Raw genomic sequence first — 26,877 nt, 5'->3', positions numbered from 1 at the left:
TACTGCCTAGGGGCGATAAACTATTTGTTGCTCGATTTTTACTTAGCCCACTAGGTTACAAACCTCGCGCTGCGCTTTAATCGGCCCTAAATTGAACAAATTTCAATTCGCAAAGATCAACACGCCCTAGTAAATGACAACTTTAGCATTGCTAAACTCATAGCTTAGCAATGCACCATTATTTGATTGCTGTATAAGCTTAGCTTTATTTAAACCATGTAGTCTAAATAGCAGGGGGGCAATAACAGATACCGCAGAGCCCGTTGCACTGTCCTCATTTACTCCAAACTGGGGTGCAAAATATCTAAAATGCGCTATAGCATTTTTTTTGTCCATATTTTTTATACTAAGCGCTATAACTGCATTTTTGTGGAGTTTACTCAACGCTTTAAAATCAACGTGTAAGCTTTTTAAATCGTCTTTTTCAACGTCTTTACTAAATCCTTTATTAAATTCTTCATTAAATAACACAACCGTATAACCGTTATTTTCGCCGGTACTGTAGGCTACTTTTATTGCTAATGAAAACACACTTTTTAACTCACCTTTAGCTAATTCGCTTTTTTTAGGCTCTATACTTTTTAGTAACAACTGGGCGCGTTGTTTTTTTACTCTTATAGTAAAACGCTCATTACTCATTGATATAAATACTTCAGGACAATAACCAAAATACTTTATTAAAAAATTAGCGGCCGCTAAAGTACCATGCCCACAGCGTTTAATTTCACTTGTTTGGTTAAACCAGCGAATATTACAATGGCGTTTAGTTATCTCATTTTGATTTAAAAATACGGTAGCAGGGTGATTTGATTGTGATGCAATATATTGCATTGTTTTTGATGTTAACCCAATTTTATAAATAACAATTAAAGCACTTGAGCCTTTTAAGTTATTTGCAGGGCTATAAAAAACAGATTCGGTGGAAGTGAGTTTTATAAAGCGAAGCGTAAGCCATTTGGGCTTACGCTTCGTTAAACAAAGAGTGTTATCCTTTGCTTGCATACGCGTCGTTATGAACGCCCGCAGCACGACCTGATGGATCTGCATTGTTTTGGAACGATGCGTCCCATGCAAGTGCTTCAGGAGTCGAACACGCTACCGATTTACCATGTGGTACACATTTAGCTGATGCATCACCAGGAAAGTGCGATTCAAAAATAGTACGGTAGTAGTAAGCTTCTTTTGAATCTGGCGTATTAATAGGGTATTTAAATTTAGCATTTGCAAGCTCTTGATCGCTCACTTGCTCATTTACAAACTCTTTTAACGTATCAATCCAACTGTAACCAACACCGTCTGAAAATTGCTCTTTTTGGCGCCATAAAACTTCATCAGGCAAGTAGCCATCAAAACCTTCACGTAAAATGTGTTTTTCAATTTTGCCATCTTTACACATTTTGGCTTCAGGGTTGATACGCATAGCAACATCAACAAATTCTTTATCAAGGAACGGTACACGTGCTTCAACGCCCCATGCTGCCATTGATTTATTAGCACGTAAACAATCAAACATATGCAGTTTTGATACTTTACGGTTTAGCTCTTCATGAAACTCTTGTGCGTTAGGGGCTTTATGGAAGTATAAGTAACCACCAAATAGCTCATCAGCACCTTCGCCAGATAACACCATTTTAATGCCCATTGCTTTAATTTGGCGAGCCATTAAGTACATAGGTGTAGAGGCACGAATCGTTGTTACATCATACGTTTCAATGTGGTAAATCACTTCACGCAGAGCATCAATACCTTCTTGAATGGTAAAAATGATAGGGTGGTGAATAGTACCAATCATGTCAGCTACTTTTTGGGCAGCGGCTAAATCAGGTGAGCCTTCAAGGCCTACTGAAAAAGAATGCAACTTAGGCCACCATGCATCGCTTTCATCGTTATCTTCAATACGTTTGGCAGCAAAACGCTGGGTAATAGCAGAGATAACCGATGAGTCCAAACCACCAGAAAGTAATACACCGTATGGTACATCACACATTAGCTGGCGTTTAACGGCCGCTTCTAATGCATCTTTAACGTCTTGCGCTTGTGCGCTGTTATCTTTAACTGCATCAAATGTTTCCCAATCACGCTTGTAATAAGGCGTGATTTTGCCATCTTTGCTGTACAGGTAATGCCCTGGTGGAAATTCTTCAATATGCTTACAAATTGGAGAGAGTGCTTTTAGCTCTGAAGCAACGTAAAAGTTACCGTGCTCGTCGTGACCAGTGTAAAGCGGGATAATACCAATATGGTCACGGCCAATTAAGTAAGCGTCATTTTCTTCATCGTATAAACAAAATGCAAAAATGCCATTTAGATCATCTAAAAAGTCAGATCCTTTTTGTTTATAAAGCGCTAAAATAACTTCACAGTCTGATTGAGTTTGAAAAGTAAAATCAACATCTAGCTCTGCTGCAAGTTCTTTATGATTATAAATCTCGCCATTAACCGCTAAAATATTTGTTTTTTCAGGATTGTATAAAGGCTGTGCACCGCTTGATACACCAACAATAGCTAAACGCTCATGTACTAAAATAGCTTTTTCAGATGCATATACACCAGACCAATCTGGGCCACGGTGTCTAAGCAGCTTTGACATTTCAATTGCTTGGGTACGCAATTGAGCGGGATCAGATTTAATATCTAATACCCCAAAAATTGAACACATAGTAACTCCTCATTCCTATTATGTGTGCAGCAAAGCCAATTTGCTGTGCTGCGAAACCTTGTTTTATCAGAAAAAATAACTCAAGTCACATAGCTTTTATAATTAATTAAGAATAATTTATGCACCAAGTTATATGTAACCGCACCAAAGTGGTTAATGCGTAGTGCCTGCTGCTATTTTTACGTCGTTATTATTGTTCAAAGCTTGTGCAATCATCACTTTTAGCGCGTTAATAACAGTGTCTTCACACATGCTTGGTGCGCCATTGTGGTGCACAGCTTGGCTTGGTAAATAAGGAATATGCACAAAGCCACCTTTCATTACAGCGCAATGATCATTTATGTAATGCATAAGGCCATACATAACATGATTGCATACATACGTACCTGCCGTATTGGAAATGGCAGCAGGTATATTGCTGTTGTGCAGTGCTTGTAACATACGCTTTATTGGTAAATTTGTGAAATAGGCATCAGGGCCATTTTTTTCTATTGGTGTATCGACAGGCTGCTTACCTGCATTGTCTTTAATACGTGCATCGTCAACGTTTATTGCAATACGCTCAATTGATATTTCGCTGCGCCCACCGGCTTGGCCTATACATAAAACAACCGCCGGATTATGTGACTCAATGGCGTTTATAAGCTGACTAATAGACGTATTAAACTCACAGGCAAGTTCTAGTGTATATATTTTATGTTTCATGATGATAGTTTCATCAAGTTTTTGCACTGCTTGCCAAGAAGGATTGATAGTTTCGCTACCAAAAGGCGCAAAGCCGGTAATTAATACACACGCCATAGAAGAAGTTGATTTAGTCATTACACACCAAGCTATACATTAAAATAATATTAACGGCGAGTAAGGTAACTGCCGTCTGAATTTGAACCTTAATTACATAGTACTTATTTTTTAAGTCTAAAAGAGCTGCAGGAATAATATTTAATTTGCTGCCATAGGCGTCATTAACATACTGCAATAGCCGCTATACATGCCGAGCGCAACTAATGGAGCAGGGCTTGCGCCCATAACCTCCAATTAAAAATGCCATACCTACACAATACAAAACAACCAGCATAAAACGATTATCAGGGCCAAAAATTTAAGTCGAACATAGTTTTCCTATTTATTTTTAGAATATTTTTATAATGTATTTTTAAGTGCAAGGCTCAATTGATGTAGGTGTCCGTCAAGTTTCTGCTTCGCCTTTGCTGCTTCTTCAAACGTTACATATTTAAACTCAACAGTATCTAAAGGTCTAAACTGTGCAAATTGACGTAAGTCGGCTTCAATAACAGTCCCTAGCAGAGGGTAGCCCCCTGTAGTTTGGCCATCATTTAGTAACACAATTGGCTCTCCACTTGGTGGGAGTTGAATACTCCCAGGGCTTACCCCTAATGATGGCAAAGAGTGCGAATGCCCCAAATTATTTTTATGCTCAAGCCTTACACCCATTCGGTTACTATTATTGCTGACTTTAAAAGCGGTAGACACAAAGTTGCTTAGTAAAGGCTCGCCTAATAAGTCGGCATGAGGGCTTGGATGCAGGCGTATAAGCTTGCGCTGGGCGGGAGCAATTGCGCCTACCTTTTTAAACTCTCCGTAATAAGGAGTAATAGGTATTTCATCACCAGTGGTGAGAGATCTACCTTCAAAACCACCAAAACATGCGTTTAAATCTGTAGATTTAGAGCCCATAACCTCAGCATTTTGTATACCGCCTTTCACTGCTAAATAAGCTCTTAAGCCTGCTCTACCAGTAGCAAAACTTAGGACTTGTTTGTTTTTTACTGCGTATGTCCAACCAGGATAAATTGCATGTCCATCAAGGGTTGCTTGCAAATCTGCACCATGAAGCGCAATTACTGTGTCGCAGGTAAATTCCAGTTCGCACAAACCCACAGTTATTTCTAAAACGGCATCATTGTCGTTATTGTTAAGTAATCTATTAGCAATGATTTGTGCAATGGGGTCTAAGCTACCCGCTTTGCTTACACCTAAATGGCGGTAGCCCTCACGGCCAAAATCTTGAATTGTAAGTAATACACCACTTTTAAGTACTTTAATCATGATTTGCTCCTTTATTAACGTGCGGAACAAATTCAAGCGTATCGCCTGGTTGAATTAAACAAGGTTGCTCAGAGGTCGAATCAAACAAAGCAGTATCTGTATGACCTATTATATGCCAACCACCTGGGGTATCTGCGGGGTAAATGCCGGTTTGTGCAGCACCTATCGCAACAGAGCCTTTAGGAACTTTAATGCGTGGCTCATCACGTCTTGGTGTATGTAATTGCTCATTTAAGCCATGTAGGTAAGCAAAACCGGGCTGAAAGCCTAAAAATAAAACGTGGTACTTGGTTTTACTATGAATATTAATAACTTCATCGGCACTTAAATTATGATAGCGAGCCACGTAATTAATGTCCTCACCCTTGTATGTGGTTTTGATTAAGTGATGCTGCCCCTTAAAAGTACTCGTTTTAATATCATTCCACAGCGAAGGTAGCACTCGTAACCACTTATTTAAGTGTTTATCTGATTTTAAATAAAGAGTGAGCGAGTTCATGGCCGGCACCAAATCGCTAAATTCATCAGTGCTTTTACAGTGGTTAGCTAGAGCCCAAATTTTCTTTTGAATAGAGAGTATATCTGTAGCGTCTAAATGCGATGCATCAAACAGTAAACTACTGTTTGTTAATGCATAAATATGAGGAGCTGGCTTCATTAAATAAACCTATTTGTACAACATAATTTAAACGTAACACAGTTTTATTAATTTATTTACACCATTGCGACTAAGTGGTTATGTTTATTGCCCAACTTACTTTAAGAGTAGTTTTATATTCAATTAATCGTATTTAACTTATTGAAGACCAAAACTTAATACGCTTCGTACTAAATAAGTAATTAGGTTGAAATGAAAATTAGGATAAGGAGGTCTTAGTTAGCACGCACTTGTTTAAGAGGTACTTTATGAAACACCAGCATTTATTATATTTATCAGGCGCTGCTATTATATTTAGCGCAGGCAGCTTTGCTTTATCTATGGAAAAGGTTGAGCACAGTAATGTAGAAGCCACCATGCATGTAGAAACCATTGTACTTGGATCGGGTTGTTTTTGGGGAGCCGAAAAACGCTACGAAGCGCTTAATGGCGTTATTGATGCTGAATCGGGGTACGCTGACGGCAATGGCTTTAAAGCTACCTACAGAAACATTACTGATCAGTCTCGTCGTTTTGACGAGAACAATTATGCTGAAGTTGTACAAGTTATGTATAACAGCAATATAATTTCAGCAGAAGATCTCTTAAAAAACTATTTTGAAAGTCACGACCCTACACAAAAAAATCGCCAAGGTAACGACATTGGTACTCAATACCGCTCAATTGTATTAACGACCACTGATGCGCAAGCTAAAGTAGCTGAGCAAGTTAAATCGCAATATCAGCAGCTTTTAACTGATGCGAGCTATGGCAAAATTGAAACAGTTATTAAACCGCTTCAAGGTTTTGTATCGGCAGAAGAGTATCATCAAAATTATTTAGAAAAGAACCCTAATGGCTATTGCCCAGATCATTCTACCGGTGTTGTTTTTAATAAAACACCTGTAGAAAAAGTAGATAACACGGCTTTATTATCAGGAAAACAAATCGTAGTCTTAGATTCACGTGAATACTGCCCATACTGTGAAAAATTCAAAAAAGCAGTCGCAAATGATTACAAAGGGACAATACCAATGTCGTTTCGCCATGCTGACCAACTTGATGATTTAACTATTAAGTCAGCCACGTGGGCAACACCGACCATTTTATTTTTAGAAAATGGTATTGAGGTATATGGCCGTCAAGGTTACGCAACGCCTGAAGAGTTTTATAAAGCATTAGGCGCTTTTAAATTAGGCAACAGTGATGCTTATAAAGTTGCATTTGATGCACGAACAGATAGACCTTACTGTAAAGAGTACAAAGAGTTTAAAAATACACCAGACGGCACTTTTGTTGATAAATTAAGTGGCGAGCCACTATTTGATACAAGCAATAGGTTTAACTCAGGTACTGGTTGGTTGTCCTTTACTCATCCTGTAAAAAACAACGTAACACAGCACGACGATAGCAGCTGGGGCATGACACGCATTGAGCTTCGCTCTAAAAGTACAGGCATACACCTAGGTCATTTATTTCCTGGTGAAGGTCCAAGAGGTCGCGATCGTTACTGTATTAATGCAACAGTCCTTGATTTTGTACCGAGAGATAAAAGCTAAACCTCTTCTTTGCGAAGCCTGATTTTAATCAGGCTTTTTTTTTTGCTTAAAACAAAATAGGTTTATCATAATCTTTGCAATTTTGTTAAAATTAAAGCGTGCAGCTAATTGTCAATAATATTACTTAGGTTATTAATGAATCAATTTAAAAAAATAGCAACGCAGTTAATATATTTGCCATTCGCTTTACTGCTTTTAATAAACAACGCTAAATCAGCGACTCATTACGTAGTAGGCGTAGAGAATATAGAATACCTTCCATACTACGATGGTAGTGGGGCTGATAACCGCGACTATTATGGTTTCAGTCAAAAGTTACTTACCTTGTTTGCCCAGCAGCATGACTTTGAGTTTGAGTTTTACACACTACCTATTAATCGACTTTACAAAGAATTTGTGGAACATCGCCATGTCGACTTTAAGTATCCAGATAACCCTAGCTGGAAACCAAGCTACAAAGCTTCATTTATTGATGTAAATAAAATTATTTATTCGCAGCCAACCGTTGTGACTAAAACGGGCATTGCGAGTTTAAATAAAAATATCACTATTGATGAATGCATTAGTTTTGCAACGGTAAGAGGGTTTACGCCTCAAAGCTTTAAACCGTTAATGAATAATGAAAACGTTGAGTTAATAGAAACAGCTAACGTAATTGAATTAATAGAGTTGCTTTTAAAAGAGCGAGTGGAGTGTATTTACATATCTAACGATGTATTAAATTATAACCTCCAAAAATACTTTAAATTAACCCGACCTGTTTATTTTCAAAACGAATTGCCGACAGATTTACAAGCCTTTTTATTATCGTCGATTGACTACCCTGACATAATCAAGAAATTTAATACCTTCTTGATTTCACATAAAGTGCAAATAAGTAAATTAAAAAAAGAATATCAAATTAAAAATTAACTAAAAAAGCCCCGTAAGTTATAACTTACGGGGCTTTTAAAAGTATTAAACTTATATTGCATATCATGTGGTTTGCGCCAAAAATAAAAACAGTTCAAGCCAAGTCACCACCTAACTTGAACTGCTTTTTCACACTGACAACATCTTACACACACAATATAAGATTCTTTTCACTGCTACGTTTGAGTTACTAGAACTCTAAAGGTTGCATTTATTGCTCTTAAGAAACAATTTAACTAAGTTGTTTTGAGCTGATAAAGCAACTTTAATATTTAACTTTATTTTCGACAAACGATAAAAACAAAACCAATGAGTGAAAAAAATTAAACTATAGACTTTAGTCTAATGCATGGTGCTAAGTTTATGTATTTAATTAAAAAATTATTTAAATTTGCAGAGAGGTTTAGACGAGTTCAGTAATACAACATAGAGTAGGTTGTATTACTGAACTCGTCTAATAGGGATTATTCTTGGATTTTTCTAAACGTATTTACAACCCACTTCGCAAATAAATCAAGGGGGTGATTAGGCGTGTTTGATTCGTGCTGCACTAAATAGTATTTATCTTTAGTTGTTAAAGGCTGTTCGAATAACTTGTAAAGCCATTGCTCATCTAGCCAGCTTTGGCTAATAGGCAGTGGAATAAGTGCAATGCCCATGCCTTGCTGCGCTGCACGCGCTACACCAAACATGCTATCTATTTGAATAATCTGCGAAGGAGAAAAATCATCAATCCCTGCTTTTTCGGCCCACTGATGCCAAGCCCAAGGGCGAGCTTTGTGCAAGATTAGCGGAACTTGGTTAAGGGCTTGACGATGATCGTCCCTCCACTGATCGAGCAATTTTTTATTACATGCAGGAATATATTCAAGGTTAAACAACTCAGTCGCTAACCCTTCAGTAGGTTTACCAGAGGACAATACAATAGATAAATCGCTATGACGCGTTAATTCTTTGCGTGTTTTAAGCGTGTCCATTTGCAGGTTTATATTAGGGTGTTCTGAGGTCCACTCACTTAATTTAGGCATGAGTAGTTCGCTGGCAAAAAATTCAGGCAGGGTAATCGTCAAATTTGTATTTTGCTGCATCTGACTAAACTCATTAATGGTGCTCTCTAACATTGTGATGATAGGAGAAACAGCATCAAAAAAGTTTTTACCCGCTGTGGTTAAGCTAATTGAACGCGTTTTACGTTGAAAAAGCTCAATACCAAGTTGTTCTTCAAGTTGTTTTATTTGATGGCTTACCGCAGACGGCGTTAAGTACAGCTCATTAGCTGCATGCTTAAAACTTAGGCTTCTTGCGGCAAAGCAAAAAGAGCGAAGGCCACGAATAGGAGTTTGCATGTTTTCCAGAATTATTTAATTTATTGAGACGCCTTACTTAGGCAAAATTTGAACCAACTATTTAATGTTTAAATATCAGTAGGTTAAAAATAAAATTAACGCTAGTTCACAAAAAGGGTGCAGGCTATCCACAAAATAGTGCAAAGAATCTAAGCGCTTACATTTAATTTATATTTGTATTATAGATAAAATTTACTACAGATGTATGAATGACGGTAAAAATAATGACAAAAGATAAAAAAAATCCCTCTTGCGAGGGATTTTGGGTAACTCAGCGCCATTGGCACTGGGAATGAGGTCGGTACAGGGTAAAGCGTTATTTTTAAGCTAGAGCCTAAAAAACCATTTCTGGAACTTCACCGTCAACAAGTAATTTACCTGCTGTTTTACTAATGATTTCATCAACAGTAACGCCCGGAGCACGTTCTAATAGATGAAATGCGCCGTCTTTAACTTCTAATACGGCTAAATCTGTCACTATTTTTTTAACGCAATTAACGCCAGTAAGCGGTAAAGAGCAGGCTTCTAATAGTTTAGAGTCACCATGCTTACTTGCATGGGTCATAGTAACAATAATGTTTTTCGCGCCAGCGACTAAATCCATCGCGCCACCCATGCCTTTAATCAGCTTTTTAGGGATCATCCACGATGCGATGTTGCCATTCTGGTCAACTTCAAATGCACCCAGAACGGTTAAGTCTACATGACCACCCCGTATCATGGCAAAACTATCTGCACTATTAAATATGGCTGCACCAGTGGCTGCTGTCACGGTTTCTTTACCCGCGTTAATCATATCGGCGTCTAGCTCTGCTTTAGTCGGGTACGGGCCCATGCCTAAAAGGCCATTTTCGGACTGTAGCATAACTTCAATATCATCTGGTACATAGTTTGCGACGAGTGTCGGAATTCCTATGCCCAAATTTACGTAGTAACCGTCTTGTAGTTCTTGTGCAACGCGCATTGCAACTTGTTCACGTGATAATGCCATAATTTTGCTCCTGCTTAATCTCGTGTTGTTACACGTTCAATGCGTTTTTCAAAGCTGCCTTTAATAACGCGATTTACAAAAATACCCGGGGTATGAATTTGGCTTGGTTCAAGCTCGCCCGGCTCTACAATTTCTTCTACTTCGGCAACGGTAATTTTACCCGCTGTTGCCGCCATTGGATTAAAGTTCATGGCGGTGTGTCTAAACACTAAATTACCAAAGCGGTCGGCTTTCCACGCTTTAACAATAGCAAATTCACCCGTTATAGATTCTTCTAAAATATACGGGCGACCATTAAACTCTTTTACATCTTTACCCTCAGCCACAGGAGTACCGTAACCGGTAGCGGTGTAAAATGCAGGTATACCCGCGCCACCAGCACGCATTTTTTCAGCTAATGTACCTTGAGGCGTAAGCTCTACATCAATTTCGCCACTTAATAACTGCTGCTCGAATAGGGCGTTTTCGCCAACGTATGAGGCAACTACTTTTTTAATTTGTTTGTCTTGTAATAAAATACCTAAACCAAAGTCATCAACACCACAGTTATTAGATACTACGGTTAAGTTTTTTGTTTGCATGTGCTTAATTTGTTTAATTAAGCCCTCAGGAATACCACATAAACCAAAACCACCGGCAATAATGGTATCGCCGTCTTTTAATCCTTCCATTGCAGCTTCGTAACTAGAAACTACCTTATCAAAACCGGCCATGAGTCTCTCCTCATTGTGTGCTATTTGTTGTTAACTATCTTTAATCATCATTTCATAAGATAGCTATTTAACCTGAACTCTGGTTAATAGATTTACTAACATATGAATCAGGGTGATATTTAAATTTATTTTCTCTAGCCAGAGATTTTCAGTGAAAACAAGGCGAATTTACGCGTCAATAGCTGGCCTATTGCAAGTAAATTCAACGCAGTTAGTGCTGAAAATAGCTGCTCGAGATAGATTTATTATCCAGAGCTCAGGTTATTTTGTGTGCAGTGCCACAGATACTTTGCTCACAGGTTGCTTACCAAGTGCTTTGGTTATTTCCCAGCCAGCGTCACTTAACCTTTGTAAATCAATTGAGTGTTCAATGCCAAGCCCTTGCAGTAAGTAAACTACATCTTCGGTGGCAACATTTCCTGACGCCCCCTTAGCATAAGGACAGCCACCAAGGCCCGCGACTGCCGCGTCAACCGTTGCAATACCTAGGCTTAAAGCTGCGTAAATATTTGTGAGCGCTTGGCCGTATGTATCATGAAAATGCACGGCCAACTTGGCTTTATCAATGTGCGTTAAAAGTAACTCGATTAATTGCGTTACTTTTTTAGCGGTGCCAACACCTATGGTATCGCCAAGGCTTACTTCGTAACAGCCTAAATCTAATAGCTTTTGCGATACCTTAAGTACTACTTGCGGGTCAATCTCCCCCTCGTATGGGCAACCGAGTACACAGCTTACATAACCACGTACACGAATATTATTCGCTTTAGCAAACGCTATTACTTCACTAAAGCGTTCAATACTTTCGTCTATTGAGCAGTTGATATTTTTTTGACAAAACGACTCACTCGCAGCTGTAAATATAGCAAATTCTTTAATGCCAACAGCGTGCGCTGCTTGTGCACCTTTTAAGTTAGGTGTAAGGGCGCTTAAATTTACATTGGGTAAATCAAGGGCTGATATTACATCCGCTGAGTCTGCCATTTGCGGCACCCACTTAGGGGAGACAAACGCGCCCGCTTCAATATCTTTTAAACCTGCAGCACTTAGGGCGTTAATAAGCGCTACTTTATCGGCTGTGCTTACTGTCTTTTCGTTTTGTAGGCCGTCTCGCGCGCCAACTTCAACAATACGTACTTTATTTGGAAAGGCACTCATTATGCACCTTCCTCAGTTGTATCTTCGACAATAGCAAGTAAGGCTCCATGCGTTACTAATTCGCCTTCACCAAAACAGTAGCTTTTTAAAATGCCGTCATGTGGTGCGTTAAGCGTGTATTCCATTTTCATGGCTTCGATAATAACAACCGCATCGCCTTTGGTAATTGTGCTACCAATATCGATTAAGTGCTTAACTACTGTGCCATTAAGCGGCGCGGCAAGTGGCAGTGCTTCACTTTCGTGCGAACTAATATAATGTTTATCAACTAGTTCAAGCTTAGTTTGCAGTGCTTTATTCATCACTGTCACACTATTGCCAACAGTATTATTACCTACCGTAGTTACGTGCGCGCTATGTTTTTCACCGTTAATAAATACACTGCAAAGACCACTATTTAATGTGCCTTGTAGATTAAAAACGTGCTCGTTATGCGTAATACTATAACCCGCTGCTGTTTTTATAGCGCTTAGCTGCAAATCGGCAAAAGGGATCTTAATTGCTTGCGGAGCATTGAGTCTAAAACCAGTTAGTTGTTGCCACGGGCTTGCACTGTTTTGCGCATTTTGGGTGCTAGTTAGCGATTCTAAATACGCAAAAGCACCAATAAGCTGACTTGCTTGCAATAACGATTTATCAACCGCAACTAACGAATCACCTTGCTCAGCAATAAAGTGTGTGCTTGGCGCACCTTGTTTAAACGTAGGGTGGCTTGCTAAATTATGTAAAAAGCCAATGTTAGTGCTAAAACCTGCTAAATGAAATTGCTCAAGAGCGTGTTGTAAACGGCTCAGTGCTTGTTCGCGATTGTCGTCGTGCACAATAAGTTTTGCAATCATCGGGTCGTAAAACGGGCTGATTTCGTCGCCTTGTGCAATGCCTGTATCAATGCGTACAAATTCACTGTTAAGCGGTGTGTGTAGTGCTTCAATAGTGCCCGAACACGGGATAAAGTCGTTAGCTGGATCTTCTGCGTATATTCGCGCTTCAAAGCTATGACCCTGCAATTGAATATCACTTTGTGTCAGTGGCAATGTTTGCCCACCCGCAATATTAATTTGCCAATTGACTAAATCTACACCCGTTACCATTTCGGTCACAGGGTGTTCTACTTGAAGGCGCGTATTCATTTCCATAAAGAAAAATTCATCGCCACAAAGTAAAAACTCAACCGTACCTGCGCCTCTATAATTTATAGCCAGTGCACAACGTACAGCCGCTTCGCCCATTTCTTTGCGTAGTGCGTCAGATAAACCCGGAGCAGGGGCTTCTTCAATTACTTTTTGATGACGACGTTGCAAAGAACAATCACGATCGCCTAAATAAACACAGTTGCCATGGTTATCTGCAAATACTTGCACTTCTACATGGCGAGGTTGGTTTACATAGCGCTCTAATAACACTAAGTCGTTACCAAAACCGGCAATCGCTTCACGTTGCGCACCTTGTAGTGCGCTCATAAAGTCTTGTGCTTTTTCAACCACACGCATGCCTTTACCACCGCCACCAAAGGCCGCTTTAATGAGTACAGGGTAGCCAATTTTTTCAGCTTCACTTTGTAAAAAAGCAGGGTCTTGCTTATCACCGTAATAACCAGGCACTAACGGTACATTAGCAGCTGCCATTATTTCTTTAGCGCGGGTTTTAGACCCCATTGCTTCAATGCTACTTGCTGGTGGCCCTATAAAAGCAATGTTATTAGCTTCGCAGGCTTTAGCAAATTCGCTGTTCTCAGATAAAAAACCATAGCCTGGGTGAATACAGTCAGCGCCGCAGTCTTTGGCAACTTGTAAAATTTTGTCTGCTACTAAATACGAATCTTTACTTGGCGCGGCACCAATATGGTAAGCCTCGTCAGCCATTTTTACGTGCTGGGCATGTTTGTCTGCATCAGAGTAAACCGCGACCGTGGTTAAGCCCATTTGTTTTGCGCTGCGCATTACACGGCACGCAATTTCTCCACGATTGGCAATTAGTATTTTTTGTAATCGTTGTGTCTTCATAATCAATCCTACAGTTGCCAAGCGGGTGGGCGTTTATCAAAAAAAGCACTTAGCCCTTCTTGACCTTCTTCAGATACGCGAATTTTTGCAATACGCTCTGCGGTAAGCTCAATGAGTTCATCGGTTATTGGTTTATTTGCTACATCTTTAATTAATGCTTTTGCGGCTTTTACTGCAACATGTCCGTTATCAATCAGTGTTTGCAGCATATTATCGAGCGCACAGTCTAAATTACCGGTTACTTGATGAATTAAGCCAAGTTGCTTAGCAGTATGTGCATCAAACACTTCAGCCGTTAAAAAATACCTGCGAGCAGCGCGCTCACCAATAGCTTTAATAACGTATGGACTAATAACCGCCGGAATAAGACCCAGTTTTACTTCACTTAAACAAAATTGTGCATCGTCTTTACTAAGGGCTATGTCGCAACAGGCTATTAAGCCCAGAGCACCACCAAAAGCGGCACCTTGCACAGCACAAATTGTAGGATGCGGGGAGCTTGCCAATACCTGCATTAATTTAGCTAATTGCATTGAATCAGCTAGGTTATCGGTGTAATTGTTATCAGCCATTGATTTCATCCAGGCTAAATCGGCACCGGCTGAAAAGTGTTTACCTTCTGTTTTTAAAACCAAAGCACGAATATCAAGCGTATTTGCATGTTCAATACACTGAATAAGTTCGTGTATTACTTCACTGTTAAATGCGTTTCTTTTTTCTGGGCGACTTAACACAAGTACAGCCACATTAGATTTTGTTATTTGTAGTGTTACTGACATTTTGCGCTCCGGTTACATTCTAAATACGCCAAATTTCGAATCACGTTTTGGTGCGTTATTCGCAGCCGTTAACGCAAGCCCTAATACATTACGCGTATCGGCAGGGTCTATAATGCCGTCATCCCACAAGCGTGCGCTTGCGTAATACGGATGACCTTGCTCTTCGTACTGTTCAATAATTGGCTTTTTAAAATCACTGATTTCTGGCTCGCTCATGGTTTGGCCTTTGCGTGCTAAACCATCTTGTTTAACTTGCGCCATTACACCAGCTGCTTGCTCGCCGCCCATTACCGAAATACGGGCATTAGGCCACATCCACATCATGGTTGGTTCAAATGCGCGGCCACACATACCGTAGTTACCTGCGCCGTATGAGCCGCCAATAAGTACTGTGAATTTAGGCACATCAGCACACGAAACCGCCATCACCATTTTAGCGCCGTGCTTAGCAATACCTTCGGCTTCGTATTTTTTACCCACCATAAAGCCGGTAATATTTTGTAAAAATACTAAAGGAATATTGCGCTGCGCACACAGTTGAATAAAGTGCGCGCCTTTTTGCGCCGACTCACTAAATAAAATACCGTTATTAGCCACTATGCCAACAGGATTGCCGTAAATACTGGCAAAACCGGTGACCAGCGTTTCACCAAAGTAACGTTTAAATTCATCAAATGAGGAGTCGTCCACTGTGCGCGCTATTACTTCGCGTACATCAAATGGCTTTTTAAGGTCGGTACCTACAATGCCGTAAAGCTCGTTAATATCGTAACGTGGTGGTGTTACATCCTCGAGAAGAGGAGTTGTAGGGCGTGTGTAATTAATACACTCAATACATTGTCGCGCAATAGAAAGCGCATGGGTGTCGTTTTCTGCGTAGTGATCGGCAACACCCGACACTTTACAGTGCACATCGGCGCCGCCAAGTTCTTCGGCAGTTACTTCTTCGCCAGTTGCTGCTTTTACAAGCGGCGGGCCTGCTAAAAATATAGTGCCTTGATCTTTGACAATAATGCTTTCGTCTGCCATTGCAGGCACGTACGCACCACCTGCGGTACATAACCCCATTACCACGGCAATTTGTGGGATACCTTTACCCGACATACGGGCTTGATTGTAAAAAATACGACCAAAATGCAGTTTGTCGGGAAATACATCATCTTGCTCTGGCAGGTTAGCACCGCCCGAATCAACAAGATAAATACAAGGTAAGTGGCAGCGCTCTGCGATGTCTTGTGCACGTAAATGCTTTTTAACGGTAAGCGGAAAATACGTACCGCCTTTAACCGTGGCATCGTTTGCAATAATCATGCATTCAATGCCTTTTACACGGCCAATACCAGCTACAACACCGGCGCACGGTATTGCTTGCTCGTATACACCAAAGGCTGCAAATTGTGAAATTTCTAAAAACGGTGAGCCTTCGTCAATTAACGTACTTATACGATCGCGTACAAATAATTTACCACGGCCTTCGTGGCGCTCCTTTAATGCAGCGCCTCCGCCTTGGCTAATTGTTGCTACTTTACTGCGTAAATCATCCACCAGCGCTGACATATTTTTATGGTTTTGCACAAACGTTGGGTCGTGAGGATTAACGCTCGATTTTAAAATAGTCATGGTTTAATCCTTAACGGCTTTCAGTGAAAAGTTCGCGGCCAATAAGCATGCGGCGTATTTCTGATGTACCTGCGCCAATTTCGTATAACTTAGCGTCACGAAGTAGGCGGCCTGTGGCGTATTCATTTATGTAGCCATTGCCACCTAAAATTTGAATCGCATCTAGCGCCATTTTAGTTGCAAGCTCTGCGGCGTATAAAATGGCACCGGCGGCATCTTTACGGGTTGTTTCACCACGGTCACAAGAGCGAGCTACCGTATACACATATGAGCGCGCAGCATTCATTTGTGTATACATGTCGGCTACTTTGCCCTGAATTAACTGAAATTGACCAATAGGGGTATCAAACTGTTTACGCTCATGAATGTACGGCACCACTATGTCCATACATGCTTGCATTATGCCAAGCGGGCCCGCTGCAAGTACTACGCGTTCGTAATCAAGGCCACTCATGAGTACTTTAACGCCTTCGTTTAAGTTACCTAAAATGTTTTCCTCGGGTACTTCGCAGTTCTCAAATACTAGCTCACAGGTATTTGAGCCGCGCATGCCCAGTTTGTCGAGCTTTTGCGCTGTTGAAAAACCAGGAAAGTCACTTTCAACAATAAATGCGGTAATGCCTTTAGCGCCGGCGTTTAAATCTGTTTTTGCGTAAATAACTAACGTATGCGCGTCTGGACCATTGGTGATCCACATTTTATTGCCGTTTAAAATGTACTTATCACCTTTTTTTTCGGCTTTGAGTTTCATCGATACAACGTCAGAGCCCGCATTAGGCTCGCTCATTGCAAGAGCACCAATGTGCTCACCACTAATAAGCTTAGGTAAGTATTTTTCTTTTTGAGCTTGTGTGCCGTTACGGTTAATTTGATTAACGCACAGGTTTGAATGTGCTCCATAGCTTAACCCTATAGAGGCACTGGCACGGCTTATTTCTTCCATAGCAATAACATGTTCTAAATAACCTAAACCGGCGCCGCCAAGTTCTTCAGATACGGTCATACCTAGTACGCCCATTTCGCCCATTTGAGTCCAAAGTTGATTTGGAAAAGCGTTATCTAAGTCCGTTTTTTCAGCAAGCGGGGCAATCTCCTGACTCGCAAAACTGTTTACGTGGTCGCGGATCATATCGGCGGTTTCGCCAAGGCCAAAGTTCATTTCTTTATATAGTGAAATAGTGCTCATGATTCATTCCTGTGTGACGTGTGTGTTGTCAGTGTGTTGTTATTTTAAAAATAAACTTACTCGTCTATTTTATTAAGCGTGTCTCTGCAGCGGCGCTCGGCCGTCACCAACTCCATAAGAACAACTTTAATGTCGTCCATTTGTTGAGATAGGTCTGCTTTTTTTTCTGAAATAAGGTCAAGCATAGTAACCAACTGCTTAGCGCTTGATTTATCTGCGTCGTACAGTTCAAACAAACGACCGGTTTCGGCCAATGTAAAGCCAAGGCGCTTACCACGTAATATTAGTTTTAAACGCACTTTATCGCGTTTTGAATAAATACGGGTTTGACCATTACGTTCTGGCGTTATTAACCCTTGGTCTTCGTAAAAGCGAATAGAGCGGGTTGTAATGTCAAATTCTTTAGCGAGTTCGCTAATGCTAAATGTTTGTTCATTACTGGCCGGCATTTTGGCTGAGCTTGCAAAGTTTGTTTGATTATCTGGTTTCATAATTGTATTTACCTCATTCGAATAACTCCAATATAAGTGAAGTTTACGTAAAGGTAAAGCTTGGTGTGGTTTGAAACTATTTATAAAGGGATGTTTAAGCGAGGTATTGATTTATATTATTAATATTCAATGGGTTATTTTTATTTTATCAGTATAGTCTAACCGATGGAAAATAATCCTTACACTTATAAAACTAAAAATTAAGCTGTTTTTAGTTGACGTTGGCGTAAACGTTAGTATTGTGTAAGGGTATTAAATAATAAATGAATACTAAATTAATAGAGCAAATATACTAACAACTATTTGCATATAAATACAATGGAGTTAGTTATGACTTTAGAATCAGTGGTAATTGTAGCAGCAAAACGCACCCCAATGGGTGGTTTTATGGGAGCGTTAAGTGATGCGCAGTCTACCGAGCTTGGCGCTACCGCCATTGCAAGTGTACTCACACAAACTGGTTTAGCTAATGATGCAATAGACGAAGTAATTATGGGCTGTGTATTACCAGCAGGCCTTGGGCAAGCACCTGCACGCCAAGCAATGTTAAAAGCAGGCCTTGCACTTAGCACTGGCGCTACAACAATTAACAAAGTATGTGGCTCTGGTTTAAAAGCAGCCATGCTTGCAAACGATTTAATTAAAGCGGGCTCAATTCAATCTGCTATTGCTGGTGGCATGGAGAGCATGACAAATGCACCGTACTTTATACCAAAAGCGCGTGGCGGTATGCGCATGGGACATGGCGAAATAAAAGATCACATGATGAGCGATGGCCTTGAAGATGCTTACGACAACAAAGCAATGGGTTGTTTTGCACAAGACACCGCCGATGAATACGGCATTGGCCGCGAGCAAATGGATGCGTTTGCATTAGGCTCATTAAGTAAAGCAAAAGCAGCAATACACAATGGTAGCTTTGATAACGAAGTTGCACCCCATACAATGCAAACACGCAAAGGCGATGTAACAGTATCGATTGATGAGCAACCAGGTAACGCCCGTCCAGAAAAAATCCCTACCTTACGTGCAGCTTTTAAAAAAGACGGCACTATTACAGCGGCTAATTCATCGTCAATTTCAGATGGTGGCGCAGCGCTTATATTAATGAGCGAATCAAAAGCAAAAGAGCAGGGCTTAACACCGCTTTGTAAAATTGTAGCGCACAGCACGCATTCTCAAAAACCAAGTGAATTTACAGTAGCGCCAGTAGGGGCTATGAACAGCGTGCTTGAAAAAGCAGGTTGGGCTGTAAACGATGTTGATCTTTGGGAAATTAACGAAGCATTTGCCATGGTAACCATGCTGGCTATTAACGAGTTAAAACTTGATGAAAGCAAAGTAAACGTTAACGGCGGTGCATGTGCATTGGGTCATCCAATTGGTGCAAGCGGCGCGCGTATTTTAGTAACGCTTATTCATGCCCTTAAAAACCGAGGCCTTAAAAAAGGCATTGCGTCTTTATGTATTGGTGGCGGTGAAGCGGTTGCTATGGCCGTAGAAGCGTATTAACTAGGTATTAAATAGTTATAAGAAAGCTGTACGAATAACTATAAAAGCGCTGCACTAATAATACTAACAAAGCGGCGCTACCAATTTTAAAAGAGAACACACAACTCACACACTAGGATTTAATCATGCACCAAGTACCACTACTTATAAATGGCGAATTTATTCAATCAGCATCAAAAGAGCTTATCGATGTTATAAACCCAGCAACTCAAGAAGTACTTGCACAAGTGCCATGTACCACAGAATTAGAAATGGACGCGGCAATTGCCTCAGCTTCTGAGACGTTTAAAACATGGAAAGACGTACCCATTACAGAACGTGCTCGCATTATGATGAAGTACGCAGCGCTATTAAAAGAACATCATGATGAGCTTGCTACCATTATTTGTCACGAGTTGGGTAAAACATTTGAAGATGCAAAAGGCGATGTTTGGCGCGGTATTGAAGTAGTAGAACAAGCAGCAAACGCACCATCATTAATGATGGGTGAAACAATGGAAAACGTAGCGCGTAAAATCGATACGTATTCTTACATGCAGCCACTTGGCGTATGTGCGGGCGTAACACCATTTAACTTCCCTGCAATGATCCCACTTTGGATGTTCCCGCTGGCTATTGTGTGTGGTAACACCTTTATTTTAAAACCGTCAGAGCAAGATCCACTTACACCAATGCGCTTAGCTGAGCTATTTATTGAAGCCGGCGCACCAAAAGGCGTATTACAGGTTGTTCATGGTACAAAACCACAAGTAGACCGCTTACTAGAAGATAAAGCAGTGCGTGCTATTTCGTTTGTAGGCTCGTGTGGTGTAGGTGCTTATATTTATTCTAAAGGCACACAAAATCTTAAACGCGTGCAAGCGTGTGTTGGCGCTAAAAACCACATGGTTATTATGCCTGATGCAAGTAAATCGCACGTTGTAAACAACCTAGTAGGCGCATCTGTCGGTGCTGCTGGCCAGCGTTGTATGGGTATTTCGGTTGCTGTGTTTGTAGGTCAAGCAAGTCAGTGGGTAGATGAAATAAAAGCAGGCTTTGAAAATGTACGCCCAGGCGTGTGGGATGATGCAAACGCGGCATACGGGCCACAAACATCAAAAGCAGCAAAGGCACGTATTTTATCACTCATTGCTGGTGGTAAAGAGCAAGGCGCTACCTGTTTAATTGATGGCTCTGACTTTACGGTTGAAGGGTATGAGCAAGGTAACTGGGTTGGTCCGACGTTATTTACCGATGTAACCAAAGAGATGGATTTATACAAAGAAGAAATATTTGGTCCAGTACTAGCGTGTATGTTTGTAGACACGCTTGAAGAGGCAATCGCCCTTATTAACGACAGCCCTTACGGTAACGGTACCTCGTTATTTACGTCAAGCGGCGCAGTGGCTCGTAAATTCCAACACGAAATTGAAGTAGGCCAAGTAGGTATTAATGTGCCAATTCCGGTGCCACTTCCGTTCTTTTCATTCACTGGTTGGAAAGGCTCGTTTTACGGCGATACTCACACGTACGGTAAGCAAGGTATTCGCTTTTACACAGAAACTAAAACAATTACATCACGTTGGTTTGAAGACGACATTGCGTCGGGCCCAAACATGAGTATTAACTTAAAATAATCGTAATTAAAAAATGAGTAAATAAAAGAATAATTAATAAAAAAGATGGGCGCGAAGGCTACTTCACACACAACACACACATAAGCCTTCGCCGCTCGTCACAAACTATCCCTGTAACGGGAAACACTAACAACACAACTAACACAATTAAAGAGGTCTACCATGGACTTTAACTTATCTGAAGATCAACAAGCCTTTGCACAAACTGCACGTCAATTTGCCGAGTCAGAACTTGCGCCCCATGCCGCAAAATGGGATCGCGAACATATCTTTCCTAAAGACACGATTAAAGCTGCGGGCGAGCTTGGTTTTTGTGGTTTATACACGCCAGAGGAAGCAGGCGGCCTTGGTTTATCTCGTTTAGATTCGAGCATTATTTTTGAACAACTTGCTATGGGTTGTACCGCAACAACGGCCATGTTGACCATTCATAATATGTCCACTTGGATGGTAGCAAGTTTTGGTACCGATGCCGTAAAAGACAAATACGTAGAGCAATTAGTAATGGGCGAGCTACTTGCCTCTTACTGTTTAACAGAGCCTGGATCGGGCTCAGACGCCGCATCACTTAAAACAAAAGCCGTGCTTGAGGGTGATGAGTACGTTATTAACGGCTCAAAAATGTTTATATCGGGCGCTGGCGAAACTGAAGTGCTAGTTGTAATGGCACGTACAGGCGGCGAAGGCGCTGCGGGTATTTCGGCATTTGTAGTACCTGCCGACGCAAAAGGCGTGGAATACGGCAAAGCTGAAGAAAAAATGGGTTGGAACGCACAACCAACACGCCTAATTAGCTTTGAAGATGTACGCATTCCTGCGCATAACTTGTTAGGCGCAGAAGGCGAAGGCTTTAAATTTGCGATGCAAGGCCTCGATGGCGGCCGAATTAACATTGCCACATGTTCAATTGGTACAGCGCAAGCGGCGCTTAATACAGCCCGTGAATATTTAAAAGAACGTACACAATTTGGTAAACCATTGGCTGCGTTTCAAGCATTGCAATTTAAAATTGCCGATATGAACACCGAACTTGTAGCTGCGCGCCAAATGGTAAGGCTTGCTGCATTTAAACTTGATAATAACGACGTTGAAAAAACCACTTACTGCGCCATGGCTAAACGCTTTGCTACCGATGTTGGCTTTACTGTGTGTAACGACGCACTGCAAATTCATGGTGGTTACGGTTACATAAAAGAATACCCGCTTGAGCGCCATGTACGTGATGTACGCGTTCATCAAATTTTAGAGGGCACTAACGAAATTATGCGTGTGATTATAGCGCGCCGTATTTTGGCTGAGTCTGCAAGCGACGTTTTATAAGGAGCAATGTATGTCAGAATCTAAATCTAATCCGAGTATTGAACTTACAACCGAAGGTCATGTTGCTATTTTAACTATGTCTAACCCGCCAGCAAACACCTGGACAAAAGACACCCTAGTTGATTTAAAAAATACCGTTAACGCGCTTAATAACAATAAAAATATTTATGCATTAGTACTGACTGGTGAAGGCGAGAAGTTTTTTAGCGCGGGTGCCGACCTAAATGTATTTGCTGGTGGCGATAAAGGCGTAGCCGCTGATATGTCGCGGGTATTTGGTGAAGCATTTGAAGCATTGACTAATTTTAGAGGCGTGTCGGTTGCGGCCATAAACGGCTATGCAATGGGCGGCGGGCTAGAAGTGGCGCTTGCGTGCGATATACGTATAGCTGAAGAGCAAGCACAAATGGCGCTCCCTGAGGCTAAAGTTGGGTTGTTACCGTGTGCGGGTGGCACACAAAATTTAGCATGGCTAGTTGGCGAAGGCTGGGCAAAACGCATGATTTTATGCGGCGAGCGCCTAAAAGCTGATAAAGCTCTGCAAATTGGCTTAGTAGAAGAAGTAGTACCACAGGGTGAAAGCTTTGCGGCCGCATTAAAACTGGCCAACCAAGTAGCCGATCAAAGCCCTACCTCAGTTGCAGCGTGTAAAACATTGATTCAAAAAGGGCGCCATCAACCAATGGCAAGTGTATTGCCTCTTGAGCGCGAGTTATTTGTTGGTTTATTTGATACCGAAGATCAACAAGAGGGCGTAAATGCCTTTTTAGAAAAACGCCGCGCTAACTGGGTAAATGGCTAATGAGTGCTTTAACATTATTAAATAGCGCCAATGAGCCCGTGGTATTTGAAACCGCAACCGCAGAAAACGGCAGTTTAATTGGGCTTATTACACTCAATGCGCCAAAAGCCTTAAATGCACTTAATTTTGAGATGATCAAATTACTTGAGCCGCAATTGCGAGCTTGGCAAGACGATGATGCTATTGCAATGGTGTTGTTAAAAGGCGCAGGCGATAAAGCATTTTGTGCAGGCGGCGATGTTGTAAGCCTTCATCATGCAATGGCGCAAGGTAAACCAACAAGCTTAGTTGAAGAGTTTTTTACGCTTGAGTACAAGCTTGATTACCTTATTCATACCTTTGATAAACCAATCCTTGTTTGGGGTAACGGTATAGTGATGGGCGGCGGTTTAGGGCTAATGGCCGGTGCTAGCCATCGCGTTGTAACCGAAACATCTCGCATTGCCATGCCAGAGCAAACCATTGGTTTATACCCAGATGTAGGCGGTAGTTACTTTTTACATAAAATGCCACAAAGCGTCGGGTTATTTTTAGGGCTAACGTCGGCATCAATTAACTGCGAAGACGCACGTTTTGTATCACTTGCCGATCACTTCATCGACAGCACTAAATATGATTCCATGCTTGCGCAAATTTTAGCAGCTAAATGGGGCAAAACCGCAAGCTTAAATCATGAGCGATTAACCGATTTACTCACCGATTTAGACAACCAATCTGCGCGTATGCCAAAAGGCAATATAAAAGCTAATTTAAAAACAATTCAAAAGCTGGGTGAGTTTACAACCTTGCAGGAGCAAGTTGATTATATTTTAGGGCTAGCTACTGACGATAAATGGCTACAACGCGCCCAAAAGTCACTTAAACACGGATGCCCACTAAGTTGCGCACTCGTTAGTGAGCAATTAAAAACAAGTAAAGGCAAAAGCTTATTAGCGTGTTTTAAAATGGAGCTAAGTATGTCGGTTCGCGCTGGCGAAGTAGGTGAGTTTCAAGAAGGTGTAAGGGCGTTATTAATAGATAAAGACGGCGCGCCTAATTGGCAGTACAAAACACTAAGTGATGTACCACAAATAATAATCGACAGTTTTTTTGCTAACCGCTTTGGCGAAAAACACCCTCTCAATGGCTTAGATACGCCATCACACAAATAAAGGAAAGACGATGACTAAACTAAATATTGGTTTTATCGGCTTAGGTAATATGGGCGGCCCAATGGCGGCTAACTTAATTAAAGCAGGCCATATTGTTAGCGTGTTTGATTTAAACCAGTCGGTCGTAAATGAGCTTGCAAGTAAAGGCGCAAAAGCAACTGTTGATGCAAAGCAGTGCGCAACTAATGCTGATGTACTTATTAGTATGTTACCTGCGGGCAAACATGTTAAGTCGCTTTACTTAGGTAATAATGACGACAGCGGTTTAATTAACGTGCTGAGCAACAATACATTAGTAATTGATTGCTCAACAATAGATGCAGAATCAGCACGCACTGTAGGCAGTACACTTGGCGAGCAGGGCATTAGCTTTGTAGATGCACCGGTATCGGGCGGCGTTGCAGGTGCAACAGCAGGGACACTTACTTTTATTGTTGGCGGCGAAAAAGCAGCGTTTAATAAAGCAAATACAGTGCTTAGTGATATGGGTAAAAACATATTTCATGCAGGCGATATTGGCGCAGGGCAAGTAGCAAAAATATGTAATAACATGCTACTTAGCATTTTAATGGCAGGCACCAGCGAAGCACTGCAAATGGGTATTAATAACGGTCTCGATCCTAAAGTACTTAGCAACATTATGACCGCAAGTTCGGGCCGTAACTGGACGCTTGAACTTTACAACCCTTGCCCAGGTGTAATGGATACAGCCCCTGCTAGTAACGATTACAAACCAGGCTTTATGGTTGATTTAATGGCTAAAGACCTAGGACTTGCCATGGAAGCCGCGCAGCAAAGTAATTCATCAACCCCAATGGGTTCAATGGCTAAAAATTTATACACTATGCTACAGCACCAAGGTGCGGGTAGTGATGACTTTAGTGCCATTTTTAAACTGTTTTCTAAGTAGGAGCAACGCGTGGAAATTAAAAATAACACGGTAGTAATAACCGGTGGCGCACAAGGTTTAGGCTTTGCAATGGCGCAAAAGTTTGCACTTATGGGTGCCAACATTGCTTTAATAGATATGGCGCAAGACTTATTAAACAACGCATGCGAGCAATTAACGCAGCTTGAAGGTGTAACTAGCAATATTAAAGGTTATGCCGCAAACGTAACTACTGAGAGCGAAGTAGAAAACGTATTTAATAACATCAACAGCGATTTTGGCCACATTGGTGTGCTAATAAACAACGCCGGTATTTTACGCGACGGCATGTTTATAAAGGCTAAAGACGGCAAAGTCGTTAAAAAAATGTCTCTTGAGCAATTTCAATCAGTGATTGATGTAAATCTAACAGGTGTGTTTTTAGCCGGGCGGGAAGCTGCAAGCCACATGATTGAATCAGGCAAAGGCGGCGTTATAGTTAATATGTCGAGCGTAGCGCGCGCAGGTAACATAGGCCAAACAAACTACGCGGCATCAAAAGCAGGCGTAGTGGCACTTACCACCACATGGGCTAAAGAACTTGGTCGATTTGGTATACGTGTAGGCGCTATTGCACCAGGTGTAATAAGTACCGCCATGACCGACGCCATGAAGCCAGAAGCCAAACAACGTATGCTCGCGGTAACGCCAGTAGGGCGCTTAGGCGAAAGCGACGAAATTGCGCATACTGCACAATACATAATCGAAAACGACTTTTTTACCGGTCGCGTGGTAGAAATAGACGGCGGCATTCGTTTGTAAACCGAGGTTGATTAAGGTTGATAAAAAAAAGCAAGGCTGTTTTGGGCTGTGCTTTTTTGTTTTAAATCGGGGAGTTTATAATCTGGAAAAAGGGCTAATAACGGCGTTGGCAATTTGTTGTAAAACATGAGTAGGATACCCGTTGAATTAAAACGTAGAACATTTTAGCGTTCTAAATAACTCATTAACTGCGTTAAAAACTTCTCATATAGACAAACAATATAACTAAATTTTTGCCTTGTTACTGAGATATTTATAATCTTGAAAAAGGGCTAATAACACCGTTGGCACCTTGTTGTAGTACATGGGTATATATTTGTGTAGTACGCACATCACTATGACCTAGCTGTGTTTGTACTGTGCGTATATCAGCGCCGCTTTGCAGCAAATGCGTAGCGAAAGAGTGGCGCAAAGTATGTGGGGTAACGTGTTTGTTAATATTTGCATCAAAAGCGGCTTTTTTAACAGCGCGTTGTAATTGCTTTTCATCAATATGATGGCGCCTTAATTGTTTACTCTCGGGATTAAGACTTAGGGCCTGTTTATCTTTCGAGGTTAAATTTGCAGCAGTGTGTTTGGTATTTAGGCAAGGCAGAGCCTATGTAGTGTGTTTATTCCCCATAAATAGGCGATAACGTGGAATAAATGCCAAACATGCGCTG

At 41.2% G+C, this 26,877-nt stretch carries 23 protein-coding genes and 2 pseudogenes; 9 read left to right on the top strand and 16 right to left on the bottom strand.

Annotation, left to right across the window (positions count from 1 at the left end):
• Positions 1-126: 126 nt before the first annotated feature.
• The 6 genes and pseudogenes from H5118_RS19805 to pxpB all read right to left on the bottom strand — a co-directional run bounded on the left by H5118_RS19805 (position 127) and on the right by pxpB (position 5,387).
• Positions 127-1,002: a PhzF family phenazine biosynthesis protein gene (locus H5118_RS19805; RefSeq protein ID WP_182749872.1), complete on the bottom strand. Its 876-nt coding sequence runs from the start codon at positions 1,000-1,002 to the stop codon at positions 127-129.
• Entirely contained in the window at positions 986-2,659 is a 1,674-nt protein-coding gene (asnB, locus tag H5118_RS19800) for an asparagine synthase B (protein ID WP_182711293.1), read from the bottom strand. The genes H5118_RS19805 and asnB overlap by 17 nt, the downstream gene beginning before the upstream one ends.
• A 153-nt stretch (positions 2,660-2,812) precedes the next feature.
• Complete coding sequence (pcp, locus tag H5118_RS19795) at positions 2,813-3,481, bottom strand: pyroglutamyl-peptidase I (RefSeq protein ID WP_182749871.1); 669 nt, start codon at positions 3,479-3,481, stop codon at positions 2,813-2,815.
• Positions 3,474-3,752: pseudogene (locus H5118_RS20870) on the bottom strand (5-oxoproline transporter, DUF979 family subunit); the annotation flags it as partial. The gene pcp and the pseudogene H5118_RS20870, both read right to left, overlap by 8 nt.
• 50 nt (positions 3,753-3,802) lie before the next feature.
• Positions 3,803-4,729: a biotin-dependent carboxyltransferase family protein gene (locus H5118_RS19785; RefSeq protein ID WP_182749869.1), complete on the bottom strand. Its 927-nt coding sequence runs from the start codon at positions 4,727-4,729 to the stop codon at positions 3,803-3,805.
• Positions 4,722-5,387, bottom strand: coding sequence for a 5-oxoprolinase subunit PxpB (pxpB, locus tag H5118_RS19780; RefSeq protein WP_182749867.1), 666 nt, complete (start codon positions 5,385-5,387; stop codon positions 4,722-4,724). The genes H5118_RS19785 and pxpB overlap by 8 nt, the downstream gene beginning before the upstream one ends.
• Before the next feature lie 248 nt (positions 5,388-5,635).
• On the opposite strand from pxpB, the gene msrA reads away from it, so the two are divergent.
• Positions 5,636-6,925: a peptide-methionine (S)-S-oxide reductase MsrA gene (gene msrA / locus H5118_RS19775; protein ID WP_182749865.1), complete on the top strand. Its 1,290-nt coding sequence runs from the start codon at positions 5,636-5,638 to the stop codon at positions 6,923-6,925.
• 135 nt (positions 6,926-7,060) lie between these two features.
• Positions 7,061-7,837, top strand: coding sequence for an amino acid ABC transporter substrate-binding protein (locus H5118_RS19770; protein ID WP_182749863.1), 777 nt, complete (start codon positions 7,061-7,063; stop codon positions 7,835-7,837).
• A 464-nt stretch (positions 7,838-8,301) separates the two neighbouring features.
• Here H5118_RS19770 and H5118_RS19765 read toward each other — a convergent pair whose 3' ends face one another.
• The 9 genes from H5118_RS19765 to H5118_RS19725 form a co-directional block, all read right to left on the bottom strand.
• Entirely contained in the window at positions 8,302-9,183 is an 882-nt protein-coding gene (locus H5118_RS19765) for a LysR family transcriptional regulator (RefSeq protein ID WP_182694627.1), read from the bottom strand.
• 334 nt (positions 9,184-9,517) lie between these two features.
• A complete protein-coding gene (locus tag H5118_RS19760) occupies positions 9,518-10,174 on the bottom strand; it encodes a CoA transferase subunit B (protein ID WP_002961879.1) in 657 nt (218 codons plus the stop codon).
• A 14-nt stretch (positions 10,175-10,188) separates the two neighbouring features.
• Complete coding sequence (locus tag H5118_RS19755; protein WP_008135270.1) at positions 10,189-10,887, bottom strand: CoA transferase subunit A; 699 nt, start codon at positions 10,885-10,887, stop codon at positions 10,189-10,191.
• 261 nt (positions 10,888-11,148) lie between these two features.
• Positions 11,149-12,045 carry a hydroxymethylglutaryl-CoA lyase gene (locus H5118_RS19750; protein WP_182720862.1) on the bottom strand — a complete coding sequence of 299 codons (897 nt, stop codon included), beginning with the start codon at positions 12,043-12,045 and terminating at the stop codon, positions 11,149-11,151.
• The gene (locus tag H5118_RS19745; protein ID WP_182715368.1) at positions 12,045-14,048 is read right to left on the bottom strand and encodes an acetyl/propionyl/methylcrotonyl-CoA carboxylase subunit alpha; all 2,004 of its coding nucleotides are present in this window, start codon (positions 14,046-14,048) and stop codon (positions 12,045-12,047) included. The genes H5118_RS19750 and H5118_RS19745 overlap by 1 nt, the downstream gene beginning before the upstream one ends.
• Positions 14,049-14,056: 8 nt before the next feature.
• Positions 14,057-14,827: an enoyl-CoA hydratase/isomerase family protein gene (locus tag H5118_RS19740; RefSeq protein WP_182749861.1), complete on the bottom strand. Its 771-nt coding sequence runs from the start codon at positions 14,825-14,827 to the stop codon at positions 14,057-14,059.
• Between the two features lie 12 nt (positions 14,828-14,839).
• Complete coding sequence (locus tag H5118_RS19735) at positions 14,840-16,447, bottom strand: carboxyl transferase domain-containing protein (protein WP_182749859.1); 1,608 nt, start codon at positions 16,445-16,447, stop codon at positions 14,840-14,842.
• 10 nt (positions 16,448-16,457) lie between these two features.
• On the bottom strand, positions 16,458-17,633 hold the full coding sequence (locus H5118_RS19730) for an isovaleryl-CoA dehydrogenase (protein ID WP_024595698.1): 1,176 nt from the start codon (positions 17,631-17,633) through the stop codon (positions 16,458-16,460).
• A gap of 56 nt (positions 17,634-17,689) precedes the next feature.
• Positions 17,690-18,124 carry a MerR family DNA-binding transcriptional regulator gene (locus H5118_RS19725; protein WP_008135264.1) on the bottom strand — a complete coding sequence of 145 codons (435 nt, stop codon included), beginning with the start codon at positions 18,122-18,124 and terminating at the stop codon, positions 17,690-17,692.
• A 330-nt stretch (positions 18,125-18,454) separates the two neighbouring features.
• Between H5118_RS19725 and H5118_RS19720 the strand changes: the two genes are divergently transcribed.
• The 7 genes from H5118_RS19720 (at position 18,455) to H5118_RS19690 (ending at position 26,215) form a co-directional block, all read left to right on the top strand.
• Positions 18,455-19,636, top strand: a complete 1,182-nt coding sequence (locus H5118_RS19720) for an acetyl-CoA C-acyltransferase (RefSeq protein WP_182736438.1) — start codon at positions 18,455-18,457, stop codon at positions 19,634-19,636.
• Positions 19,637-19,761: 125 nt separating this feature from the next.
• On the top strand, positions 19,762-21,252 hold the full coding sequence (locus tag H5118_RS19715; RefSeq protein ID WP_182694039.1) for a CoA-acylating methylmalonate-semialdehyde dehydrogenase: 1,491 nt from the start codon (positions 19,762-19,764) through the stop codon (positions 21,250-21,252).
• 162 nt (positions 21,253-21,414) lie between these two features.
• Positions 21,415-22,572, top strand: coding sequence for an acyl-CoA dehydrogenase family protein (locus tag H5118_RS19710; protein ID WP_182749857.1), 1,158 nt, complete (start codon positions 21,415-21,417; stop codon positions 22,570-22,572).
• 10 nt (positions 22,573-22,582) lie between these two features.
• Positions 22,583-23,374 (top strand): enoyl-CoA hydratase, encoded by a 792-nt coding sequence (locus H5118_RS19705; RefSeq protein WP_169060213.1) that lies wholly within the window; start codon positions 22,583-22,585, stop codon positions 23,372-23,374.
• Positions 23,374-24,525, top strand: coding sequence for an enoyl-CoA hydratase/isomerase family protein (locus tag H5118_RS19700; protein ID WP_182749855.1), 1,152 nt, complete (start codon positions 23,374-23,376; stop codon positions 24,523-24,525). Before H5118_RS19705 ends, H5118_RS19700 begins: the two co-directional genes overlap by 1 nt.
• A 10-nt stretch (positions 24,526-24,535) precedes the next feature.
• Entirely contained in the window at positions 24,536-25,435 is a 900-nt protein-coding gene (mmsB, locus tag H5118_RS19695) for a 3-hydroxyisobutyrate dehydrogenase (protein ID WP_182749853.1), read from the top strand.
• A 9-nt stretch (positions 25,436-25,444) separates the two neighbouring features.
• Positions 25,445-26,215, top strand: coding sequence for an SDR family oxidoreductase (locus H5118_RS19690; RefSeq protein ID WP_182749851.1), 771 nt, complete (start codon positions 25,445-25,447; stop codon positions 26,213-26,215).
• 253 nt (positions 26,216-26,468) lie between these two features.
• Here H5118_RS19690 and H5118_RS19685 read toward each other — a convergent pair.
• Positions 26,469-26,750, bottom strand: a pseudogene (locus H5118_RS19685) (tyrosine-type recombinase/integrase); the annotation flags it as partial.
• Positions 26,751-26,877: the final 127 nt, after the last annotated feature.

The organism is Pseudoalteromonas sp. SR41-1 (assembly GCF_014164015.1).
In the GTDB taxonomy this organism is placed as follows: domain Bacteria; phylum Pseudomonadota; class Gammaproteobacteria; order Enterobacterales; family Alteromonadaceae; genus Pseudoalteromonas; species Pseudoalteromonas distincta.
Note: the sequence above shows the minus strand (reverse complement) of the source record. Positions and strands in the feature narration are given on the sequence as shown.